Genomic DNA, 23,003 nt, shown 5'->3' with positions numbered 1-23,003 from the left:
CCGAACGGCATGTACGGTGGTGTGAGAGGGGGAAGAAATTTCTCCCTACTCGATTAGGAGGATTCATGATAAAATTAGCACTTTTTGATGTAGATTACACCCTGACCCGAAAAGAGACACTCATTGCGTTCTATACCTACCTGACTAAAAAGCGACCAGCTCTGCTTGTTCATCTGCCCAGAGCCCTTCTGAGCGGGATACTGTTCAAAGCGGGAATCAGAAAGGAAAAAGAAACGAAAGAGATGTTTTTGTCCTTTTTAAGAGATCTTCCTCTAGACACTCTGGATAAGCTCGCTGATGATTTTCTGGAAAATGAACTGAAGTATATTCTCTATGAAGATGGTATCGAAAAAATCAGAGAGCTGAAAGATAAAGGCTACGTCATTGTACTGACATCCGCATCACCGGAATTCTATATTTCAAAACTGAAGGATATTTTCGGGGCGGACTATGTTATGGGTACACGCTTTATGGAAAAAGATGGAATTTTCACCGGAAAGATGCTTGGAGAGAACAATAAAGGCGAGGAAAAAGTCATCAGATTAAAAGATGCGATTAAAAACATGGAAATCAATTTTCATGAATCCTATATGTTTTCTGACTCGATGAGTGATGAGCCTCTCCTTAAACTTGTGGGTAAGCCTTATCTCATCAATTATAAAAAGAAGAATCCGAAGTACCCTGTACTTTACTGGAGGTAATCGTGGATAAATTAACCGGAAAATATTTTATGAAAAATGGGATGCTTTTTGAAGCTGAAGATTTCAATTATAAGTTAAATGCCAGAAATGTGTATGAAGTGATCAGAATAATCGAGGGTATTCCCCTGTTTCTTGAAGAACATCTGGAACGAATGACAGATTCTCTGCACCTGCTTAAAATGGAAATGTCAAAATCTCAGGAGGAAATCAGAAACCTGATTCAGCTGATGGTGAAAAAGAACAGAATCAAGACCGGAAACCTCAAAATACTGATCAACGATGGTCATGTACCGGAGATTTTCATCTATTTCATTCCTCATTTTTATCCTGATAAGACATACTATAAGAATGGAATAAAAACAATGACTCTTGACCTTGAAAGAAAGAATCCGAATGCAAAAGTCATTGATGCCACATACAAAGAAAGGGTGACAAGATTTATCGATGAGAACAGGATTTATGAAGCGCTGATCGTCAATCGTGAAGGAGAAATCACAGAAGGTTCCAAGTCTAATGTTTTCTTTATCATCGAAAATTCACTTTACACTCCCCCACTGAAAGATGTTTTAGGCGGAGTGACAAGGAAAAGAGTGCTATCTATCGCAAAAGAACTTGGTGTGACGGTTTATGAAACTTCTGTAAGACTTGAGAATCTGAAAACAGTTGATGCAGCGTTCATCAGTGGAACGTCCCCAAAAATTCTACCCATTTCAGCAATCGATCAGTACACCTATGAATCATCCAGGCACCCTCTGGTCCTCATGCTGACAGCTGCCTATGACCAGAAAATCACGACCTATATAGAAACAAACCAGCCTGTTTAGTCTGTGACCGTCAGAAGAGTTACTCATTCACATATTTATGTAATTATATGTAGCACGAAACACATTCTATCGCCTTTCCAGTACTCTATATGCTTTTGAGATAATTTGAGTATAGTTAATAATTTCCAAGAAAATATAGATCGGAAAAATAATAAAAACGACGGTATGATTACCGTCGTTTTTCAGTTCTATTCTTCAATCAGAGGTTCATGTTCCATAACATCAACATCAATCATGTCATCCTCTATAAATTCCCCATATTCATTCACGAATGAATCTATTTCATCTTTATGATCGGTTACTACCTTATAAATCAAGGCACCTGCCGCCATGGATAAGGCTGACACAGTCAAAAGTTTACAGAGTTTCATATAAATTCCTCCTATTTTCTGTTTTTTTATTCCACTATATTATAGCACAGCTATGGTTTGACTTGAAGTAAATATCCCATATTTATGCAACTGCCTCATGTTATTAATTTTTCCTTAAAATATGTATTTTCTGCCTTTTCTTTAAATGTACTTTAAAAGTAAATGCTATTATATGTTTTGTGAGGTGAAAGAGATGCATAAAATACTCATATTGGGACTGAATCATAATAACATTATGGATGAGGTTGCATCAGCAGAAGCTAACTTTCAGGTTATGTTTTCTGACTCATTAGAAGATAGCATAAAATTCTTAAAAGAAAACCTTAAGACCATAATTATCTATGATGAATTTTTCAGATCCCATAGACAAGAAATCAGTCATCATTTTAGCAGAATGAAAAACATAAATACATTTATTTTCATCGACAGTCTTACAGATCGTCATCTGAATCAAATTGAAGAATTGGAGTTTAAAGCATTTACTATGAAAACGCATATCATAACAAAAGAATTTCTGGAAAACCTGTCCCTATTCTCCGAAGAGCTGGATAGCGCATATCAGTATAAAGACCTGACCATCGACTATAAGAAGAAGCATGTCCGCATCGGTTCAAGAATCCTTAGTCTTACACCCATGGAATACGATCTTCTGGTCTATCTTAAACTTCATTCCTGTATGACACTGTCAAGAGACGAGCTCATTCAGGCAGTATGGGGGTATAGTTTCTTAGGGGACTCCCGAACTATTGATACACACATTAAGTCACTGCGCAGAAAACTGGGTGATTTCAGATGCCTCGTAAGAACAGTATGGGGAAAAGGATACCAGTTTCAGGAATGTTAAACCGTTCTTCCTAATACCTTGATAATAGGGATATGCAGCATCAGTCTGCATATCCCTATACTTTTTGATTATTTCTTTCTTATTCCGTAATGCTTGTAAAAAACAACTTTGAGATCAATGTAATCCACATCAACCCCTCTTGATGCCAGATCATCTTTAACAGGTCTTAGTTTACCAGTTCCTAACCGTTTTACCGATTCAAGAATCTCATGCTCAAGATGACTCTTATAAAGCTGTTGAAGATCAATATCTCTGCCCTTTTCATGATCCCTGATGAGCCGATCTACTACCGTGCCCGGAACGATACCCAGTATTTCCGCAATCTCTTCCACACTTCTGCCTTCCTTATGGAACGTGAATGCATCCAGCTGATCCGCCATAAACTCCGGATCATTCTGAATCTTTTTTTTCAGCTGATCCATTTTACCGGTTGTCTGTGCATATGCCTGAATCTCTTTAATAAAGAAATCCCCATACTTTATAGCCTTCGTTTTTCCTACCCCTCTGATTTCAATAAATTCGTTGCGGTTAAGAGGAAGACGTCTGGCGATGTCTCTAAGTGTTTCGTCATGAAAGATAATATAAGGTGCAATGTTCTCCGCTCGCGAGAGCTCACGTCTCACCTTTTTAAGCCTCAGCAGAAGCTCCTCCTGATAGTCTTCCTTTTCCTCCCCTACATCTCTTGGGACAATCAGTTCGATCTGGTTTGCAAGCAGAAGTCTTCCTTTTTCAGTAACGGTGTAAAACTCCGGTGTACCGATTAGAAATTCTTCTTTTTCCAGCATACCGATCAGTCTGTCCAGATAGTATTTTCTGTGGTTTCGCATTGAGCCAAACAGCGGAAGTCTAGTGCATCCTCTTCTGATCATTTCCCGGGAGTCCGTTCCAAGCAGGAAATCATACAGCATGAATTTCTCGCTGTGATCACCAAGAATCCTTACACTCGTTATGATTTTCTTGCCGAGGACTGAAAGGTTCATATGACCTTCTTCTATACAGTTGCTGCAGTTACCGCAGTTTGCAAGAGGATTCTCTGTTTCATCTCCCTCAAAATAGTTCAGGATATAATTCCTCAGACAGCTCTTTGTTCTGCCGTATCTGTTCATGATGATCAGTTTTTCCTTCTCAATCCGATATCTTTCATCACTGAGATCCGAGATAAGCAGCAGACGATTCTGCCTTACCAGATCCTGAGGTCGATATATGAGGATACTTTCGCTGTAGCTCTGATCACGTCCGGCTCTTCCAGCTTCCTGATAGTATGATTCGATATTCTTGGGAATCCCCAGATGAAGAACATATCTCACATTGGATTTGTCAATGCCCATACCAAAGGCATTGGTGGCTACAACGATACTGATTCGATCAAATGCGAAGTCATCCTGTACACTTCTTCTCTTCTCATCCTCCAGTCCACCATGGTAAAGTCCAGCTCGATATCCTTCCTTTGTCAGAAGCACATGAACCTTTTCCGCTTCTTTCTTCCGCTGACAATATATAATTCCCTGCTGACCTTTTCTCTTCAAAACCTGATGAAGCAGCTCCTCGATCTCATCTTTGGGCTCAGTAACACCGAAATAGATATTTTCACGGTTGAGATTCCCGGTCAGGCAGAATGCATCCTCCAGATGCAGCAGTTTAAGGATGTCTTTTTTTACAGCATCTGTAGCCGTCGCTGTAAAAGCGGAAATGATCGGACGCTTTTCAAGCGTCAGGATAAAATCATAGATGGTCAGATATGAAGGTCTGAAATCATGACCCCATACGCTGATGCAGTGAGCTTCATCCACTGCCACCTGTACAAGACCGATATCCCTCAAAAGATCTGTAAACCGCTTAAGTTTAAGCGATTCAGGCGAAACATAGATGAGCTTGTATTTACCTCTGCGGATGTTTCTTTTCCGTTCATTGGACTCTTCAAGAGACAAAGATGAATTGATATAGGTTGCGGGGATTCCTCTTGTCTTCAACGCATCAACCTGGTCTTTCATCAGGGAGATCAGCGGGGAAATCACAAGCGTCGGTCCTTTCATCATCATTGCAGGCACCTGATAACACAGCGATTTTCCATAGCCTGTAGGCAGAATCCCCAGAACATCTTTGCCGCTGAGGATCTCTTTGATGATCGCTATCTGCTCCTTTTTGAAGGAATTGAGACCGAAATATTTTTTCAGCATCTGATTTGGTTCCAACTTCTCTCATCCCTTCCTTCTGCATTTCATAATAATCATTATAACAAAAGCTGTGCGTTTCCACACAGCTTCTTTCTATTTCAGAAACTTTCTGATGAAATTTTCCTTAAGCGGAGTGATTGATGGCTCATTGAACCTGATGTTCAGCAGACTTGAAGATTTCAGCACTGATTTTTCATGAGTGAACGTATCAAATGAATATCTGCCGTGATAGCTGCCCATCCCTGAATTACCCACTCCGCCGAACGGCAGATAAGGTGAGGTGATATGGAACAGTACATCGTTCACGCATCCTCCTCCGAAGGAAACCCGATTCAGGATATTCTCAGCAAGGTTTCTGTCCTCCGTGAAGATATAGAATCCTAAAGGTTTTCCAAGGGGCCTGATCTCTTCAAGCGCCTTGTTGATATCGCTGTAGACTATTATGGGCAGTACAGGTCCGAAAAGTTCTTCTTCCATGGATCTCAGATTCATATCATCTTTAAAAAGAAGTGTCGGAGAGAGGTAATTCTCCCTGCTGTCGGAGTGTCCGCCATGAATGATATGTTCCTTGTCCTCGTCAAGGATGTCTGTCAGCCTTTTAAATGATTTCCTGCTGATGATTCGGGAGTAGTCTTTTGAGGCTTTAGGGTTTTCTGTGTAGAATTTTCTGAGGTACCCTTTTAATTCTCCTATAAACTCTTCCACCACATCCTCATGGGCGAGGATGTAATCAGGCGCGATGCAGGTCTGACCGGCATTGAGGAACTTTCCATAGGCGATTTTTCTTGCCGCATTAGAGATGTTTGCTCTTTTGGCCACGATTGCCGGGCTTTTCCCGCCCAGTTCAAGTGTTACAGGAACAAGATTCTTTGATGCATTCTCCATAATGATCCTGCCGGTGGATACACTTCCCGTAAAGAATATATAATCGAAAGCTGATGTGGTAAGACTTGTCACGGTATCTTTTCCACCTTTAACAACACTGACCATTTCTTCAGGAAATGCTTCCTTTATGATTGTTCCAATGATATCCTCTGTGAAAATCGCCTGTTCAGAAGGTTTGACTACAGCGACATTCCCAGCTGCCAGAGCTCCGATCAGCGGCTCCATAAGAAGCAGGAACGGATAATTGAATGGTGCGATTATGAGCACAGTTCCATAAGGTTCCTTATAAAGATACCCTTGAGAAAACGCGCTTGCGATATGTCTTTTTACAGTTTTTCTTCTTGAAAAACGGTCCAAATTGCTGATGAAGTAGTCGATATTCTGGTAGACCATACCGATATCGGTAATATAAGCTTCCACGGGTGATTTCCCCAGATCCTTATATAAGGCGCTCTCAATTTCTTTCTCATATTTTTTGATGATTTTTTTCAGCCTTTTCAGCATCACTTTTCTGAAATCTGTATTTCTTGTCTTACCGGTATGATAAAATGCATTCATTTTCTTAAGCAGACTTTCAGCCTCCTGCTTATTGATATCTTTATCACTGAGCCTTTCTTCCGTCATCATTTTCTGTTCCTTTCCCTGATTCTTTTTGCCACCGCTTTTCCGGCTGCCACATTTATGGAGTCCCATACGCTGTTTAACGGTGGAATATATCCGAAGTCCATATAGGCCAGATCATCTACGGTAAGCCCCGCGTAAACTGCAGTGACGAGCCCCTGAATTCTGAGCGCACTTCCTTCACGACCGAAGATCTGTGCGCCGATGAGTTTTCCCTCTTCTTTCAGATAGGTCAGTTTGATGAAATGCTCTGATCCGCCCGGATAATATCCTGACTTGTTCCGGGTTCTCACCATAACACTATCATAGTCGAATCCCAAAGAGGCAGCCACACGGTCAGTAACGCCCGTCATAGCCATTTCAAATTCAAAGGTCCTCATCATCGCACTGGCTTGAACCCCCTTAAAGGGAGGCTCCTTACCTGCCATAGCAAGACCGATGAGCTTTCCTATTTTATTTGCATTGGTTCCTAACGGCAGATAGGTGTTTCTTTTTTCGACGTGGTTATAGATCAGCGTGCAGTCTCCACCAGCATAGACATCTTCGATACTTGTTCTGCCATAAAGATCGATGATGATCGCACCTCTTTCCATTTTAAGGCCTTTATTCAGGAGAAAATCTGTATTGGGCTTTAGACCGATTGTTTCAATGACCATATCTGCAGGATATTCCGCTTTGTCTGTCATAACTTTTGCCACGTAGCCTTTTTCGTTCACATCGGCAGACCTGACCTCTTCACTGGTGTTGATCCTGTGACCTTCACCCTTCAGTTCCTTGATGATAAGATCGGAAAACTCCTGATCATAGATGTTCATGATACTAGGCAGATATTCAATGACCTGCGTATCCACGCCCATCAGTGTAAGAGATTCCAGAAGTTCCAGACCTTTATTACCGCCCCCCAGAATTATCGCATTCTTCGGCGTATGGTGTTCCACATATTCCTTGATGGCATTGGCATCTTTTAAAGTGTTTAGAGGAAAGACCCCCTTCATGCCCTGGAATACATCCAGACGGTTGCTTTTCGCTCCTGTTGCAATGACAAGCTTATCATAGGAAAGATCATACTCGTTGCTGTTGGAAAGGCTCCTGACCTTCACCGTTTTTGCTGAAAAATCCACATCAACTGCTTCACTCAGTGTTCTTAGATCCAACCCGTCACCCAGCACTTCCTCTTTATCCTTGGCGATGAGCTTATGCTCATCCTCAATCAGACCTTCTATATAATAAGGAAAGGCACACGCACCATAAGAAATGTCCGTGCCTTTTTCAAGGATGGTAATATCCGCACCGGGTATATTTTTTCTGATACTGTATGCAGCAGTCAGTCCGGCTGCAACTGCTCCGATGATTACGATTTTCATGAGTGGTCACCTCTTTTTTCTCTTTCTCTCTATTTTACCATAGGCTATCCCTCTATATTCAGATATTTATATTGTTCAAACATCCTTCATTTTTGCCTGACGTCACACAACAGCGACTGATGGTGCTATTTACTTTTTTCTGAATCATGATAAAATTGATTTAGTCAGTATTCCCACGGAAACTGAACTTAATTCAAACCCTTAAAAGGTTCCGAATTATATCCCAAAAAGGAATAAGAACGGAGGAAAATTTATGCAGAAACAAAAGGAAAGGGTCACCATCAAGCCAAGACAAATGGCTGTGGTAGGTCTGCTGTCAGGTATTTCAATTCTATTGTCGCTCACTCCACTGGGATTTATTCCCATACTGCCCATCAATCCGACCATCATGCATGTCCCGGTAATCATCGGTGCAATTATTGACGGACCACTTACAGGAGGTCTGATCGGCGGGATTTTTGGACTTTCAAGTATGATCCGTGCTTTCATGGCGCCTACACCAACGAACTTCATCTTCTGGAATCCGCTTATTTCAGTTGGCGTAAGAATTCTGATCGGTATCGTCACGGGTTATATCTACAGAGCATTGAAAAACAGAAACAGCGGTGTTGCCGTTTCGGCAGTCATAGGATCTCTGACCAATACCATTGGTGTCCTTGGGCTTGCTTATATATTCTATCTTTCAAGATACGCCGCAGCACTCGGTATTTCCGAAGCTGCAGCTACGACCTTCATCTTGACTGTTGTAGGAACCAACGGTATCCCCGAAGCCATTATATCCGCACTGATTGCAGTGCCTGTGGTGGCAGCATACCGGAAAATCAAGAAATAGATAACATCTGAATAACAGATAAAGGAGATGGTAACCCATCTCCTTTACTTTATGCTTTTTCAGTATATTTAGTTTTAGAGTCTTTTGTAGTCGTTGTGTTCGTCAAGCACTTCTTTATCACTGTAAAGATAATCCTCGTCCAGTACAAGACTTGGATCACTCTCAATAGGATCATCATCTTCTGTCAGGAAAAGAACAGAATGTTCGAGACTCAGATCTTTAAAGAACAGTATGCCCTGTCTCTTGCCTTTATTTTTCTTTACAAAAAGTTTTCCGGTGTAGGTTTCTCCTGGTTTCAGTGTTACTCTACCCAGCGTGGTTCCTTCTTCGTGCTTAGCCAGGAGATGTACAGAACGTTTAGGGATATCAAACAGCTGAAGCTGCATCGGATTGAATGAACATTCTTCCGCCCCTCTGTTATGCAGGGTCACCTTGTATTCAATCAGTTCCATTTCTCCTTCAGGCTTATCTGACCTGATCTTCGCCTTAGCATTTTCGGCCATATGTTTTACTTTGTCTTTGATACCTTCGCCATTTTCCTTGACCTCTTCAATCATTTCTTCAGCGCCGAATGGCTCATCGACGATATTGTCTTTGTCGGTAGGCTCGAATTCATCTTCCCCATCGAAAGCCATATCATTCTTCAGGTACCCTTCCTTATCGTCAGGGACATCTTCTGGAGATGGTTCAGGTGCATCGTAGGAAGTGGAGGCAACTTTGTTTTTCAGTTCCTCAAATTTTTTCTTCGCATCCTGCGATTTCTCATGGTGCTCTTCTTTCATTTCTTCCGCTGTATACTCAACGTTCTTTTTAATGCCTTCATACTGATCCTCTACTTCATTTTTGAGATCAGCAGATTTATTTCTGACGTTGGGTACGATGTCTTCTTCCACTTTTGTTTTTACGTTTCCGATCTTTTCTCCTGCGATATCCTTGATTTCCACATATTTGTCTTTAGCTTCCATGGAGCCGAGTTTCGTCTGAAGTTTTCCTTCTTCAAACTTTGTGCGGATCTTTTCTCTTACGCCTTCTGTCTTGTCCATAACCATTTTCTTGAGGTCAAGCTCCGCTACAGGCTTTCCGTCATCATCAGGATTGAAGGTATGCTCTTCGCTTGGACTGGAAATGTTGATGACCAGATCATCGATTACAGCATTGGTTCCGGTCTTATAGACTTTCTTTGGTGTGACCTTCATTGGTTCCTGGAATCCGTCAGTCTCTGAATCGATCTGCGACAGATCCAGTTCTGCCCATCTTGTCAGTTTTTCGGAATACTCAGTTCTCAGATTTTCATTCTTTGCCTTGTTCTTCTTGTATAGAGTATAGGCTGCGGCTGCGGCTGCGGCCAGTGCTACACCTGCCACCACTTTTCCTGAACTCTTCCTGCCGTTTTTTCGATCAATCACTCTACTCACTTCTTTCCTGCTATTTTGAGTAAAATCGGCTACATCATCTCTTACATCATCTTTGCGGTCCAAAAAGTTATGCGCGCTTTTTGCACCCTTATCTTTCAGGTCTGCCAGTGAATCTTTCAGATCGGAGGTAGCATCTTTTACTTTTGGGATCATATCTTTGGCCAATTCCTCGCCTTTTTTCATGAGCTTTTCACTTTTTTTAACCATTTTATCCATTTCAAATTTCATACGATATTCCTCCTGTTTATTCTTTTCATTGTCTTGAGAACATTATACATTCAATACTTTAAATATTCAGTAATCGTATGAATTGTTAATACACTTTTTACACCACGGTCACGGTTATAATCGTATATACTTACATTTGTTTTTATATTCAATAAATAAACAGGATTTACAACGTTATTCTAATCAAATATCACTTTAATTGATTGCATCTGATCAGTTTTGTTAATACACTATTCTCATTTATTCTATATCTCCCTGATTATCATTTTTCGGTTTATCCTATATAATTAGGTTATAAGCATTGGAGGTGTTTTATGGAATATTTATTTTATATCCTCCTGGGTATAGTCATCTTAGCTCTGCTGTATCTGGTTGCCATCACTCTTCGTTATGTCAACCGCATAATATACCCCAAAACTAAGACTTATGACGCTGCCAGGGATAGGGTGATCAATCAGGGTTATTTTCCGGAAGAATATATCGACGGTCTTTCTTATGAGCCCCTGAATCTCAAATCCCCCTATGGATACATGATTAAGGGAAGGATTTATCCCAATGAATCCGATCGATTCATCATCATCGTTCACGGTATCACCATGAATATCTACGGGGCATTGAAGTATCTTCCTTTTTTCTACAGAAAAGGATTCAATGTGGTGGTTTTCGATCTCCGAAATCATGGTGAAACCGGCGGAGATACGACCACATATGGTCATTTCGAAAAATGGGACCTCGCTACTGTGACCGATCATCTTTATAAAGTATATGGGAATGAGATCAGCGTCGGCCTTCATGGAGAATCCATGGGCGGTACGATATCCATGCTCAATATGGCTATGGATAAGCGGATCAGGTATGGTATCATTGACTGCGCTTTCTCTGATCTGCCTGAACTTCTCCTGCTGAAACTCCAGCAGGACAGCGGACTGAAAAGCAAAAAACTGATTGCCTTTGTGAACCTGTTCATTAAAATCCGAGCAGGGTTTTCCATTGAAGATGTCTCTCCGCTCAAGGAACTGCCCACGATTCAGCAGCCGATTCTTTTCATACACGGAGACCATGATACTTATGTTCCCCTTAGCATGACCAGAGCCATGTATGCTTTTAAAATGGACAGGAAATATATGTATATCGCTGAAGGCGCAGAACATGCTACTTCCATGGCCGTAAATCCAGAAAGATATAATAAGGAGATTACAGCCTTTCTGAATGTCGTCTATCCTGATGCACATTTTAGCGAAGAGCAGTAACAAACACATTAGATTACAGCAGGTTGAGATGATTTTCTCAGCCTGTTTTCTTTGCTGCAAATATTTTTTTCTCATGAGCCTGATGGGTATTCTCTGATTTCTGGTCTATTTCGAAAAGCAGGCACTCATTTGAGGTCTTCACTTAGAACTTATGTTCTGTTATAATTATCCCATAAAGAATATACGTTCTGAAATCATATTGGAATAGGTGATCAAATAATGGAAAAAATTGTTTTTCATGTAGATGTAAACTCTGCCTACCTTTCCTGGAATGCTGTATGGGATCTTCAGCATGGAAAATCACTGGATCTTCGTACAGTCCCCTCCATCGTAGGAGGAGATCCTGAAAGCAGGCATGGTATTGTTCTGGCCAAGTCTATCCCCAGTAAAAAATACGGTATAAAAACAGGAGAAACACTCTTCTCAGCACTGATGAAGTGTCCTGAGCTGAAGATCGTTCCGCCTCGATACAGTATGTACTTAAAGGCAAGTGATGCCATGGTGGAGATCCTTAGGGAGTACTCTCCTCTTATTGAGCGCTACTCCATCGATGAATGTTTTCTCGATATGAGTCATATACAGAGGAAAGATGCAGTAAAAGTGGCAAATGAATTAAAGGACCGGATTCATGAAGAACTCGGTTTTACTGTAAATATAGGCATTTCAACAGGAAAACTTCTGGCAAAAATGGCTTCTGATTTCAAAAAACCCAATCGTGTCCATACTCTGTATCGTGAAGAAATCGAAAAGAAGATGTGGCCTCTGCCCGTGGAGGATATGTTCATGGTAGGCCCCCGCACAGCAGAAAAACTTCATAAGATGAACATCAACACCATCGGTGAACTGGCCAGAGCAAACCCTCAGTTTCTCCACGCAAGATTCAAGAAACATGGCTACATGATTTCCTGCTATGCCAGAGGTATAGAATCTTCTACCGTCAAGAACGAAGGTACCATAGAAATGAAAGGTATGGGTAATTCTACAACTCTCCCTTTTGATTTTACTGACAGAATCTCCTGCCATAACGTTATGCTTTCCATTGGAGAGACTCTGGTTCCACGCCTGAGAGACTCAAGAAAACTGGTGAAGACGGTAGGGATCCATATCCGTTACAGCGATTTTTCTTCCTTCTCCATACAGAGGACGCTGAATTTTCCTTCAGATTCCACAAGTCTGCTCATGGCTACGGCATGCTCTCTATTTGATGAGATCTGGAACGAAGAGCCGGTGAGACATCTGGGGATATCCTTTTCTCAGCTGAAAGAAAAGGATATCGAACAGCTTTCTCTCTTTAAGGATGGTTCGGCAGAGAAAATGAAACGCATGGATCAGGTCATTGATATGGTGAGGAAAAACTTCGGGGATGATTCTCTGATACGGGCGACATTCATCAACTCACCTGTAAAGGCTTTTTCAGGTGGCGTAGTGGAAAAGGATTATATATTCATGAATAGTCACTTGTAAAGGAGGAGAAAGTCGTGAAGGTAATGGCAAAACCTATAGAAATGATTGCATGGTTTGACTTTAAGGGACTGATCCATCCTATACGATTCAGACTCATCGATGAAGACGGTAAATATAAAACCATATCCGTCAAAAGTATCCAGGCTCGTAAAAAGGAAAAGCTGGCAGGCAACCTTATGCAGGTATTTTTATGCAGAGGAATCGTGAATGACAAAGAAGTTCTCTTTGAACTGAAATATGAAAAAGACACCGATCAATGGACACTCTTTAAAATGTAAAAGGAACCCGAGGGTTCCTTTTGTGCTTATTATTCAATTGGAATATAGCCTAAAACCTCACTTGTTTTGCTGTCACAGATCATGACGGCAAAATCATGACCGGAGGTATCTCCTATGGTGATCACCCAATCAGAGGTGTCCAGTGAAGATTCTTTCAGCTTCAGATCCTCATTCCAGATAAATTTCAGATCTCCACTTGTTACCGTGCTGATCTCTATTTCGCGTTTATCGATCCGATCTTTTGCGGAGAAGGCTGATTCTGAAATATACGCCAGGCTGTTATCCACCGCTTCTTTCTGAGTATCTGACATTCTGTTCTCCTTGATTCCGCAGCTGTTTAAGATGAGGAACGCGAAGAGTCCTATAATGACAGCGTTTTTTTTCATCTGTCTCCCCCTCTATAGACTGCAGAGTTTCAGGAAACTAAAGCTTTCATGAATTTCAGGTCCGCTCTTGATATATTTATCGTACAACTATTGCATGATTTCTGATGTTGTAGGAATAGGAGAAGCTTGGGACCGTTACCCAGTATTCATTTCTTCCATTCCATGACCACGGATCTGTGATTCTCAGCTTGTTGGCTTCGGAATCATAACCTGTGACCAGTACTGCATGATTATTTTTGAGAAGAGACTGCGTCTGACCTTCTACTACATAGTTTGCGTAGATCGGTGCTTCTCTTCTGGTGGTCAGATAGACGACTACAGGGTTCCCGGCAATAATCTCCTTCTTGATGTCCTCCACAGAGCTTCCTGAGAAATTGACGGTTCTGCCCGCAGCATAGGTGTTGCTGTAATCTGTCAGTACCTGCGGGTATATGGTTGTTCTTAAACTGTTGTCCTGCTTATATGGGGATCCTACAAACCCTTTGGCGGGATTCGATGTGTGCTTTGGCATAGCATCCAGAAAGCTTCTGTATGAAACATCTGTCGCGATTCCTTTAAACTGGAGTCCCATAAGAAGCGCTGTGGCTTCACATCCTACCGGTGCATAAACAGGAGTCAGCTGACTGTGATAAGGTACATTCAGAATCTTGTACACACTATTGACCTCTGTCAGATAATCGCCTGATGCCCAGCCTGTTTTCCCCTGATAGATGATATTGAACCATTTTCCTGAAACGCCGATGACATCAACTACAGCGCCTTTGGGGAGGACCATGATCGAGGAATGCTGGGTTCCGGCGCCGCTTCTCATATTAAGAGAATTTGTGGCCTTCTTCTGAACGAGAACGGGGGCTGGTGCGGGTTCTGGCGTTGGCACCGGAACAGGTTCTGGAATGACTTCTGCTGGAGGTGGAGCAGGAGCAGGAGTCGGTTCTACAGGTGCAGGTATCTCAACGGGCACTGGAGCTGCTTGAATAAGCTTCAGATATTTGCCCGAAGACCAGCCTGTCTTACCGTTATAACTGACTTTCTTCCATTCTCCCCCATCTTCCACGAGCACGACTTTTGCACCGGCTGGAAGAACCATAACGGATGAATAGGTTTTTGCAGGGCCAGATCTCATATAAAGACTGCCCGTTGTCTGATAGACTGCACCATTTACTCCTGGTACTGCCGGAGCAGGTGCGGCCGGTGGAATAACTGGAGCTGCAGTACTTGCTGCACTTAGATACTTCCCTGAAGACCAGCCTGTTTTACCGTTATAACTGACTTTTTTCCAGTCCCCTTTGACTTCCAGCAATGTGACAGTAGCGCCTTTTGGAATAACTGTCACTGAAGCATAGCCTGTGGAAGGACCAGATCTCATATTCAGATTCGCAGTGGTCTTCATGGTGGTCACCGCAGCGGGTGGTGCTGGCGTTGGTGCAGCTGGTACAGGAACTGCAGCTGCCGGTGCACCGCCCCCACTGTTCTGAGTCGGGTTGATCCAGATACCCGGTGCATTGGTTGCTTTAGAAATGTTGATCATTCCCTGATGAACTTTATAAACATAATAATTGCCTGCCTGATAGGTGGTAACAGAATTGATCATTCTGGAAGCATTGGCACTATCCATATATCCAGGTATTTTACTGGTTACGGCATAAGTCGTACCTGCACTAGGCAAAGGGTTGGCGAGTACCGATAAGTATGATGTCCCCATGGTACCTGCAATGATCGCAGCGCTTACAGCAACAGACAGTTTCTTTGGCATAGACCTTTTCAATGAAATTCCCCCTTATAATATCATTTGTAAAAAAACGGTTTCACAGAAATATTATAACATAGAAGCTGTATGAATAGACTATAATTCAATCCTCGAACTTATAATTTAAATATCCGTTTTCTCAATAATTTGAATTGAACAAAGTTTTGTATCAATAAGCACTATCTATATATATACAATTATTGATATCTTTTGATTTCCAATAGAATTTTGCCGATAAAAGTAAAATAGGACTGTCACTTACGTGACAGTCCTATTTTCATATATGTTGTTCAGATCTTATTCTTCAGTTCCAGGTGTTGAAAAGTCATAAGATGCAAGTCTCTTATAGCTGTCTAATCTTTCCTTAGCATCCTTTTCTGTCTTTGCAAACAGTTCTTCAGCTACATCTGGATAAGCCTTTGAAAGTGAAGCATATCTTACTTCGCTGTCAATGAATTCTCTGAAGCTTCTTGTAGGCTCCTTAGAGTCAAGAGTGAATGGATTCTTACCCTCGTCCTTAAGTGTTGGGTTGAATCTGTATAGCTGCCAGTATCCTGATTCAACGGCTCTCTTTGTCTGTTCCTGGCTGAAGCCCATTCCAAGCTTAAGTCCCTGGTTGATACATGGAGCATAAGCGATGATGAGTGATGGGCCGTCATATGCTTCGGCTTCTGTAATCGCCTTGATGGTCTGGTTCTTATCAGCACCCATACCGATCTGTGCAACGTATACATAGCCATAGCTCATAGCCATCATACCAAGATCCTTCTTCTTTGTTCTCTTACCTGCAGCGGCAAACTTAGCGATAGCAGCTGTTGGTGTTGATTTTGAAGACTGACCGCCTGTGTTGGAGTACACTTCTGTATCCATTACAAGTACGTTGATGTTTTCGCCTGTAGCAAGTACATGGTCAAGACCGCCGTATCCGATATCATAAGCCCAACCGTCTCCACCGAAGATCCACTGGCTCTTCTTTGTGAGGAAGTCTCTTTCTGTGTAAAGCTGCTTAGCTTCTTCAAGATCGGAATCCTTAAGTAGTGGAAGAAGGGAAGCTCTTGCTGCCTTTGATTCTTCACCCTTATCGAAGTTTTCGATCCAGTTCTGCAGAGCTGACTTCAGTTCATCAGTAACGTTTTCGTTCTGAACAAGCTTTTCAGCTATTGGAAGAAGCTTAGCTCTATGTGTCTTGTGTCCAAGGTAGATACCAAGACCGAACTCAGCATTATCTTCAAACAGTGAGTTAGCCCAAGCTGGACCCTGTCCAAGATGGTTGGTTGTGTAAACTGATGCTGGTGCTGATCCACCCCAGATGGATGAACATCCTGTAGCATTGGCAATCATCATTCTGTCACCGAAGAGCTGTGTGACAAGCTTAGCATATGGTGTTTCTCCACATCCTGCACAAGCACCTGAGAACTCAAGCAGTGGCTGCTGGAACTGGCTGCCCTTTAGTGTGTTCTTGTTCATTGGGTTCAGTTTGTTTGTTAATGACAGTGCATATTCCCAGTTTGTTGTCTGATGCATCTGTGTCTCGATTGGCTTCATGACAAGAGCCTTCTTTGGTGCTGGACAAACCTGAGCACAGTTTCCGCATCCTGTACAGTCAAGTACTGAAATCTGGATCTTGTACTGGAGTTCTCCGAACGCCTTTCCGCCCATTGCTTTCTTCGCTTCGAATCCTTCTGGTGCATTAGCCATTTCTTCTTCATTTACAAGGAATGGTCTGATTACAGCATGAGGACAGACATATGAACACTGGTTACACTGGATACAGTTATCGATGATCCATTCTGGAACGTTAACTGCGATTCCTCTCTTTTCATAAGCGGAAGTTCCCATTGGGAATGTTCCATCTTCTCTACCAAGGAATGCTGAAACTGGTAGGCTGTCGCCTTCCTGTGCATTCATCGGTTCAAGAATGTTCTTGATGAAATCAGGGACATTCTTTGTTTCAACAGCACTGTCTGCTGCAGTTGCCCAGTCCGCTGGTACATCAACTTTATTCAGCGCGTTAACGCCTCTTTCGATGGCTTCGAAGTTCATGTTGACGATCTTCTCACCCTTCTTGCCGTATGACTTGACAACAGAATCCTTGAGGTGCTTGATGGCATCTTCTACAGGAATAATGTTTGCAAGTTTAAAGAATGCTGACTGCATGATCATATTGATTCTTGTTCCAAGACCGATCTCAGTTGCAATAGCCTGTGCATCAACCATATAGAACTTGATGTTCTTCTTCGCGATGGCATTCTTCATCTTAGCTGGCAGATGCTCATTAAGTTCATCCATGTTCCAGCTGCAGTTCAGAAGGAATGTACCGTTTTCTTTAAGACCCTTGGTCATGTCATATTTTGTTACATATGATGGGTTATGACAAGCTACGAAATCAGGGTTCTGTACAAGATATGGACTTCTGATCTTGTTCTTACCGAATCTCAGGTGTGATACTGTAATACCACCTGATTTCTTTGAATCATATGAGAAGTATCCCTGTGCATACAGGTCGGTGTTGTCACCGATGATCTTGATTGCTGACTTATTGGCACCAACTGTACCATCTGATCCAAGTCCCCAGAACTGGCACTGTACGGTACCTTCTGAAGTTGTATCGATTTCATCATGCTTAGGAAGTGATGTAAATGTAACATCGTCTTCGATACCTATTGTAAATCCGTTCTTGACTTCATTACGTGAAAGGCTTTCAAATACTGAAAGTATCTGACCTGGTGTTACATCCTTTGAGCCTAGTCCGTATCTTCCGCCAACGATTACAGGTCTTACGTCTGCTTCGTAGAATGCGTTTCTTACGTCCTGGTATAATGGCTCACCGGCTGAACCCGGTTCCTTTGTTCTGTCAAGAACTGCGATCTTCTTTACTGACTTTGGAATTGCGTTTAAGAAGTGGTTTGTTGAGAATGGTCTGTAAAGATGAACATTGATCAGACCAACCTTCTCGCCCTTCTTGTTCAGGTAATCAACTGTCTCTTCGGCTGTATCACATACTGAACCCATAGCGATGATGATGTTCTCAGCATCTGGTGCTCCGTGATAGTTGAACAGCTGATAGTCTCTTCCAGTAAGCTTGTTGATTTCTTCCATGTATCCTTCAACAATTTCTGGAACCTGCAGGTAATATCTGTTGGCAGATTCTCTACCCTGGAAATAAATATCAGGATTCTGTGCTGTACCTCTTGTAACAGGTCTCTCTGAGTTAAGTGATCTGTTTCTGAACTCAGCTACAGCTTCCTTGTCTAGAAGAGTTTCAAGTTCATCATATTCGATGACTTCAACCTTCTGGATTTCTGAAGAAGTTCTGAATCCGTCAAAGAAGTTAAGGAATGGAACTCTGCTCTTGATTGCAGCTAAATGAGCTACACCTGAAAGATCCATTACCTGCTGTACATTTGACTCAGCAAGCATAGCAAATCCGGTCTGTCTTGCAGCCATTACGTCCTGATGATCTCCGAATATTGAAAGTGCATGTGCAGCAATTGCTCTAGCACTGACATGGAATACACCTGGAAGAAGTTCTCCTGCAATCTTGTACATGTTTGGAAGCATGAGCAGAAGTCCCTGAGATGCTGTATATGTTGTAGTGAGTGCTCCACCTTGAAGTGAACCGTGAACCGCACCAGCTGCTCCTGCCTCTGACTGCATTTCAACAACTCTTACTGGCTGTCCGAAGATGTTCTTGACGCCTTTGGATGACCACTCATCGACATTCTCACCCATAGTTGAGGATGGTGTAATTGGATAGATAGCTGAAACATCTGTAAATGCATACGAGATGTAGGATGCAGCCATATTTCCATCCATTGTTTTAGTTTTTCTCATGTCTATACCTCTCCTTAATATATATTTCTAGAAATCTGGCCTAAAGATTTCTAAATATAACTACGTTTCCGTAGATTATAAATGCGCATGAATTTGAGTATAGTTAACAAAATATCATTACCTATACTCAAACGACACAAGATTATTATACAGTATTTAATACTATTTTACCAACGAAAAATGCTATATATTTGCCTTTTTAACCCTTTTACTGTTTTTTAATTATTTTTTCCATCCCCGACAGGATTTCTTCGGGGTTATCCCTATCAAAATCAAGGGTTTCCACGTATCTGATCAATTCCTCTTTCTTCCTTAATTTTGCCAAAGCGGATTCAACTGTGCTCTTTTCAAGTTCAAATTCATCTGTTTTTGGTACAAGCTTGACATAATCTTTGATGGGGACAATATCACCGAATTTTGCGATTCTGACGTTGTAACCGTCATTCGCCAGCAGTTCTTTAAGTGCTGTTGAAGCTTCCGGATCACCATGGGTGAGGAAGATTTCCTTAGGCGCTTTTTTGATGGCTTTAACCCAGTTGTAGAGACCTCGGCGGTCCGCATGACCGGATAAGCCAGAGAAACTGTGTATTTTCGCATTGACGGCAATCTCTTCACCGAAAAGCGTGACACTCTTTGCTCCATCCTGAAGAATTCTGCCTAACGATCCTTGAGCCTGATATCCGACAAACACCACGCAGCATTCGCTTCTCCACAGATTGTGTTTGAGATGATGTCTGATTCTGCCTGCCGTCGCCATTCCTGATGCACTTATGATGACGAGACCTTTATTTGTGCGGTTCAGTTCCATGGAGTCTTCAACTGACTCTGTGAAAAAAAGATTTCTGAAATCAAGCACGTCATCTCCTTTTCTCATCTTTTCCTGACTCTCGGCATCGAAATATCTAGAGTATTCCTTGAAAATGGCCGTGGATCTGGAAGCCAGAGGAGAGTCCACATAGACTTTCACTCCACGCTCCAGTTTACCTGCTTCCTGGAACTCGTTAAGGATATAGATCAGTTCCTGTGTCCTGCCTACCGCAAAAGACGGAATAACCACATTCCCTCCTCTTCTGTAGGTGTCATTGATGATTTTGATCAGTTCCTCATGTTCAATATTGACATCAGGATGAAGCCGGTTACCGTATGTAGATTCCATGATCAGAAAATCAGCTTCTGTCACTTCCACAGGCTCTTTCATCAGAGGAATGCCCTGATTTCCAAGGTCTCCAGAATAGACGAGCTTGATCTTTCTTTCCTCTTCCTTTATGAATATCTCTGTAATGGCAGCACCAAGCATATGCCCTGCTTCCAGAAAATTCATCCTGAATCCTTCGAACAGTTCACGGGGCTGATTGAAATCCAGAGATTCAAAGAGCGTAAGAGAACCTTCTGCATCTTTTGCAGTATAAAGAGGCTCTATAGGATCCAATCCCTTTCTCTGTCTCTTTTTGTTGTCCCATTCTGCATCCTGTTCATGAATATATGCGGAATCCATGAGCAGAATCTTACATAGGGCCATCGCGGGAGGCGTGGCAATGATTTTCCCTCTAAATCCCCTTTTATAAAGCAGAGGTATTCTTCCGCTATGGTCGATGTGGGCATGGGAAAGAATCAGATAATCTATGGTTGATGGGATAAAAGCGAACACATCGTTCCCCTTATCCTTCTCATCCCTACCCTGATATAGTCCGCAATCCAAAAGCACTCTCTTATCCTTGACTCTTAAAAGATGGCTTGAGCCCGTTACAGTACCTGCACCACCTGAAAATTCAATTCTCATAGACATTCCTCCTTGCTTAAGTTAATTTCATTATATCAATAATTGTCAGACTTTTTTGTTAACATTTAATAATCTGATTCTGTGTACAGATGAGTATGTATAGTCAGGTTTAGTACAGATCAGACCCCTAACTCCGCATAAAAGAAAAAAAGCATGAACTTCATGCTTTTCTCTATGGATTGCTGTACTATATTGTACAATGTTATTTTGAGTACTTTTCGATCAGTTCAATGATTTTATCCGTTGCACTGCCAAGTTCCGAGAGATTCATGGCATTGATATACTCTTCTTTTTCTTCAAACAGTCTTTCTATACTCATCTTCAAAGAAACATCATTCAGATTTTCCTCATTGAGCACCATTGAATATCCGTTTTTAGAGAAACTGTCGGCATTTTCGATCTGATCTCCTCTGCTGGAGCTCATAGATAGAGGGATGAGCAGATTGGGCTTTTTCAGGGCTAGAAACTCAAAAATCGAATTGGCTCCCGCTCTTGAAACGATAATATCCGCCGCATTAAGAATATCCTTCATTTCATCTGCAACATATTCATACTGCTTGTAGCCTGAAGTATCTGAGAGGCTTTCATCCAGATTGTTTTTCCCGCAGAGATGGATGATGTTGAATGTCTGAAGCAGTTCTGGAAGTATCCTTCTCAGCGATGTGTTGATTTTCACCGACCCGATACTGCCTCCCATAACAAGAAGCACTGGTTTCTCTTCAATAAATCCTGCCGACTTTATGGCTAGAGCGGCATCGCCTTTAAAGAGATCCTCTCTTATGGGACTTCCGACAAGTATCGCCTTTTCTCCGATTTTAGGTACTGTATCAGGGAAAGTGACCAGAAGCCTGTCTACAAATCGTGATGCCAGTCTGTTGGCAAGGCCAGGTGTCAGATCGGATTCATGGGCAAGAACAGGTATTTTTAGAAACTTTGCTGCTGCAACAACGGGAACACTGACAAACCCTCCTTTCGAAAAAACGATGTCCGGTTTCTCTCTTCGTAGAATGCTCAGAGACTGGAAAAAACCAGCACTGACTTTAAATGGGTCACTGAGGTTTTTCCAATCGAAATACCGTCTCAATTTACCTGATGCGATAGGAAAGTAGGGAATCTTCACTTTTTCGATAATTTCTTTCTCGATTCCTTCTCTGGAACCGATATATTTAATTTCATAACTCAGCTGTTTCAGTTTCGGCATGAGCGCAAGGTTAGGATTAACATGTCCTGCAGTGCCTCCACCGGTCATAATTATTTTCTTCATGTTCAATATCTCCTCTGTTTTCGAAAATTCTTTAAATCTTCCGGTCTAAAGAGTCTTTCAAACATATCTATTATAACAAAGAATTCTGTTAGAATTCACAAATTTTTCCTCTTGTAAATGTATTCACGAAAAAACTCTTCATTCCCGCTCTCCTTTCTTTGATATAATATGGTCATAACCAAAGAAAGTAAGGTGAATGCCATCAAATTAGTAGGAATAACAGAAATAGATGAAAAAAATTTCCTGGAGTACATCGGCTCCTGGCAAAAGCAATGCGAGCAGATTTCCCCTTCGTCCTGTGATGTAAAGCACCTGACTTTCAGTGAATGGAAAAAAGAGCAGCAGACACTGCAGAAGGATGAGACTCTACCGGAAGGTCTTGTTCGAGCAGATACGCTCTTTCTGATTGAAGAAAACGGATATATTCTCGGCGCAATCAACCTTCGCTATACCATGAATGATGATCTTCTGAAATTCGGAGGTCACATGAGCTTCGGTATCAGACCGGAAGAAAGAAGAAAAGGTTACGGCTTCATCCTGATCAAGCTTGCTTTCAATACCCTTAGAGGTAATGGAATCACGCGTGCGCTCATCACCGTATCAAGAGATAACAAAGCGGCAAAGAGCATCGTTAGAAAAATCGGTGGCAGGCTGGAAAATGCTTATGAATCCAAGGGAAATGTCATCGACCGTTACTGGATCAGTCTATAAGTTGAATCATGTTCCATAAAAGTCAGTCCG

General features: G+C 41.9%; 18 protein-coding genes. 8 read left to right on the top strand and 10 right to left on the bottom strand.

Features of this window, described 5'->3' with window-relative positions; translation table 11 throughout:
* The first annotated feature begins 65 nt into the window (after nt 1-65).
* Nucleotides 66-701 carry an HAD-IB family hydrolase gene (locus RTX25_RS08640; protein WP_312652748.1) on the top strand — a complete coding sequence of 212 codons (636 nt, stop codon included), beginning with the start codon at nt 66-68 and terminating at the stop codon, nt 699-701.
* Nucleotides 702-703: 2 nt separating this feature from the next.
* A complete protein-coding gene (locus RTX25_RS08635; protein ID WP_312652746.1) occupies nt 704-1,525 on the top strand; it encodes an aminotransferase class IV in 822 nt (273 codons plus the stop codon).
* A 188-nt stretch (nt 1,526-1,713) separates the two neighbouring features.
* On the opposite strand, the gene RTX25_RS08630 is transcribed toward RTX25_RS08635, so the two are convergent.
* Nucleotides 1,714-1,896, bottom strand: coding sequence for a hypothetical protein (locus RTX25_RS08630; protein ID WP_312652744.1), 183 nt, complete (start codon nt 1,894-1,896; stop codon nt 1,714-1,716).
* A 193-nt stretch (nt 1,897-2,089) separates the two neighbouring features.
* Between RTX25_RS08630 and RTX25_RS08625 the strand changes: the two genes are divergently transcribed.
* Complete coding sequence (locus tag RTX25_RS08625) at nt 2,090-2,740, top strand: winged helix-turn-helix domain-containing protein (protein WP_312652742.1); 651 nt, start codon at nt 2,090-2,092, stop codon at nt 2,738-2,740.
* Nucleotides 2,741-2,808: 68 nt separating this feature from the next.
* Here RTX25_RS08625 and RTX25_RS08620 read toward each other — a convergent pair whose 3' ends face one another.
* The 3 genes from RTX25_RS08620 to RTX25_RS08610 all read right to left on the bottom strand — a co-directional run bounded on the left by RTX25_RS08620 (nt 2,809) and on the right by RTX25_RS08610 (nt 7,784).
* A complete protein-coding gene (locus RTX25_RS08620; RefSeq protein WP_312652740.1) occupies nt 2,809-4,932 on the bottom strand; it encodes a RecQ family ATP-dependent DNA helicase in 2,124 nt (707 codons plus the stop codon).
* Between the two features lie 75 nt (nt 4,933-5,007).
* Complete coding sequence (locus RTX25_RS08615; RefSeq protein ID WP_312652738.1) at nt 5,008-6,426, bottom strand: aldehyde dehydrogenase family protein; 1,419 nt, start codon at nt 6,424-6,426, stop codon at nt 5,008-5,010.
* On the bottom strand, nt 6,423-7,784 hold the full coding sequence (locus RTX25_RS08610; protein WP_312652736.1) for an FAD-dependent oxidoreductase: 1,362 nt from the start codon (nt 7,782-7,784) through the stop codon (nt 6,423-6,425). The genes RTX25_RS08615 and RTX25_RS08610 overlap by 4 nt, the downstream gene beginning before the upstream one ends.
* 253 nt (nt 7,785-8,037) lie before the next feature.
* Here RTX25_RS08610 and RTX25_RS08605 point away from each other — a divergent pair, with 253 nt between their 5' ends.
* Nucleotides 8,038-8,616 carry an ECF transporter S component gene (locus RTX25_RS08605; RefSeq protein WP_312652734.1) on the top strand — a complete coding sequence of 193 codons (579 nt, stop codon included), beginning with the start codon at nt 8,038-8,040 and terminating at the stop codon, nt 8,614-8,616.
* A 74-nt stretch (nt 8,617-8,690) separates the two neighbouring features.
* Here the strand turns inward: RTX25_RS08605 and RTX25_RS08600 are convergent, their stop codons facing one another.
* Entirely contained in the window at nt 8,691-10,259 is a 1,569-nt protein-coding gene (locus RTX25_RS08600) for a DUF4352 domain-containing protein (RefSeq protein ID WP_312652732.1), read from the bottom strand.
* 314 nt (nt 10,260-10,573) lie between these two features.
* On the opposite strand from RTX25_RS08600, the gene RTX25_RS08595 reads away from it, so the two are divergent.
* From RTX25_RS08595 to RTX25_RS08585, 3 genes are all read left to right on the top strand, one after another.
* Nucleotides 10,574-11,509, top strand: coding sequence for an alpha/beta hydrolase (locus tag RTX25_RS08595; protein ID WP_312652730.1), 936 nt, complete (start codon nt 10,574-10,576; stop codon nt 11,507-11,509).
* Between the two features lie 219 nt (nt 11,510-11,728).
* A complete protein-coding gene (locus RTX25_RS08590) occupies nt 11,729-12,973 on the top strand; it encodes a DNA polymerase IV (protein WP_312652728.1) in 1,245 nt (414 codons plus the stop codon).
* Between the two features lie 14 nt (nt 12,974-12,987).
* Nucleotides 12,988-13,251, top strand: coding sequence for a hypothetical protein (locus RTX25_RS08585; RefSeq protein ID WP_312652726.1), 264 nt, complete (start codon nt 12,988-12,990; stop codon nt 13,249-13,251).
* A gap of 29 nt (nt 13,252-13,280) precedes the next feature.
* Here RTX25_RS08585 and RTX25_RS08580 read toward each other — a convergent pair whose 3' ends face one another.
* From RTX25_RS08580 to RTX25_RS08560, 5 genes are all read right to left on the bottom strand, one after another.
* Nucleotides 13,281-13,637, bottom strand: a complete 357-nt coding sequence (locus RTX25_RS08580) for a hypothetical protein (protein WP_312652724.1) — start codon at nt 13,635-13,637, stop codon at nt 13,281-13,283.
* Nucleotides 13,638-13,713: 76 nt separating this feature from the next.
* Complete coding sequence (locus tag RTX25_RS08575) at nt 13,714-15,402, bottom strand: SH3 domain-containing protein (RefSeq protein ID WP_312652722.1); 1,689 nt, start codon at nt 15,400-15,402, stop codon at nt 13,714-13,716.
* Between the two features lie 279 nt (nt 15,403-15,681).
* On the bottom strand, nt 15,682-19,218 hold the full coding sequence (nifJ, locus tag RTX25_RS08570) for a pyruvate:ferredoxin (flavodoxin) oxidoreductase (protein WP_312652720.1): 3,537 nt from the start codon (nt 19,216-19,218) through the stop codon (nt 15,682-15,684).
* Between the two features lie 208 nt (nt 19,219-19,426).
* The gene (locus tag RTX25_RS08565; RefSeq protein WP_312652718.1) at nt 19,427-20,998 is read right to left on the bottom strand and encodes an MBL fold metallo-hydrolase; all 1,572 of its coding nucleotides are present in this window, start codon (nt 20,996-20,998) and stop codon (nt 19,427-19,429) included.
* Nucleotides 20,999-21,200: 202 nt separating this feature from the next.
* Entirely contained in the window at nt 21,201-22,268 is a 1,068-nt protein-coding gene (locus RTX25_RS08560; RefSeq protein WP_312652716.1) for an undecaprenyldiphospho-muramoylpentapeptide beta-N-acetylglucosaminyltransferase, read from the bottom strand.
* A gap of 162 nt (nt 22,269-22,430) precedes the next feature.
* Between RTX25_RS08560 and RTX25_RS08555 the strand changes: the two genes are divergently transcribed.
* Entirely contained in the window at nt 22,431-22,973 is a 543-nt protein-coding gene (locus tag RTX25_RS08555) for a GNAT family N-acetyltransferase (RefSeq protein WP_312652714.1), read from the top strand.
* Nucleotides 22,974-23,003 lie beyond the last annotated feature (30 nt).

This window comes from Proteiniclasticum sp. (assembly GCF_032054185.1).
Classification (GTDB): domain Bacteria; phylum Bacillota; class Clostridia; order Clostridiales; family Clostridiaceae; genus Proteiniclasticum.
Note: the sequence above shows the minus strand (reverse complement) of the source record. Positions and strands in the feature narration are given on the sequence as shown.

Bases quoted from the DNA above. Each gene is read 5' to 3' on its own strand.
- RTX25_RS08595 (WP_312652730.1), top strand. From the start codon at position 10,574: ATGGAATATTTATTTTATATCCTCCTGGGTATAGTCATCTTAGCTCTG.
- RTX25_RS08630 (WP_312652744.1), bottom strand. From the start codon at position 1,896: ATGAAACTCTGTAAACTTTTGACTGTGTCAGCCTTATCCATGGCGGCA.
- RTX25_RS08590 (WP_312652728.1), top strand. From the start codon at position 11,729: ATGGAAAAAATTGTTTTTCATGTAGATGTAAACTCTGCCTACCTTTCC.
- RTX25_RS08615 (WP_312652738.1), bottom strand. From the start codon at position 6,426: ATGATGACGGAAGAAAGGCTCAGTGATAAAGATATCAATAAGCAGGAG.
- RTX25_RS08565 (WP_312652718.1), bottom strand. From the start codon at position 20,998: ATGAGAATTGAATTTTCAGGTGGTGCAGGTACTGTAACGGGCTCAAGC.
- RTX25_RS08600 (WP_312652732.1), bottom strand. From the start codon at position 10,259: ATGAAATTTGAAATGGATAAAATGGTTAAAAAAAGTGAAAAGCTCATG.
- RTX25_RS08610 (WP_312652736.1), bottom strand. From the start codon at position 7,784: ATGAAAATCGTAATCATCGGAGCAGTTGCAGCCGGACTGACTGCTGCA.
- RTX25_RS08605 (WP_312652734.1), top strand. From the start codon at position 8,038: ATGCAGAAACAAAAGGAAAGGGTCACCATCAAGCCAAGACAAATGGCT.
- nifJ (WP_312652720.1), bottom strand. From the start codon at position 19,218: ATGAGAAAAACTAAAACAATGGATGGAAATATGGCTGCATCCTACATC.
- RTX25_RS08580 (WP_312652724.1), bottom strand. From the start codon at position 13,637: ATGAAAAAAAACGCTGTCATTATAGGACTCTTCGCGTTCCTCATCTTA.
- RTX25_RS08625 (WP_312652742.1), top strand. From the start codon at position 2,090: ATGCATAAAATACTCATATTGGGACTGAATCATAATAACATTATGGAT.
- RTX25_RS08555 (WP_312652714.1), top strand. From the start codon at position 22,431: ATGGTCATAACCAAAGAAAGTAAGGTGAATGCCATCAAATTAGTAGGA.
- RTX25_RS08640 (WP_312652748.1), top strand. From the start codon at position 66: ATGATAAAATTAGCACTTTTTGATGTAGATTACACCCTGACCCGAAAA.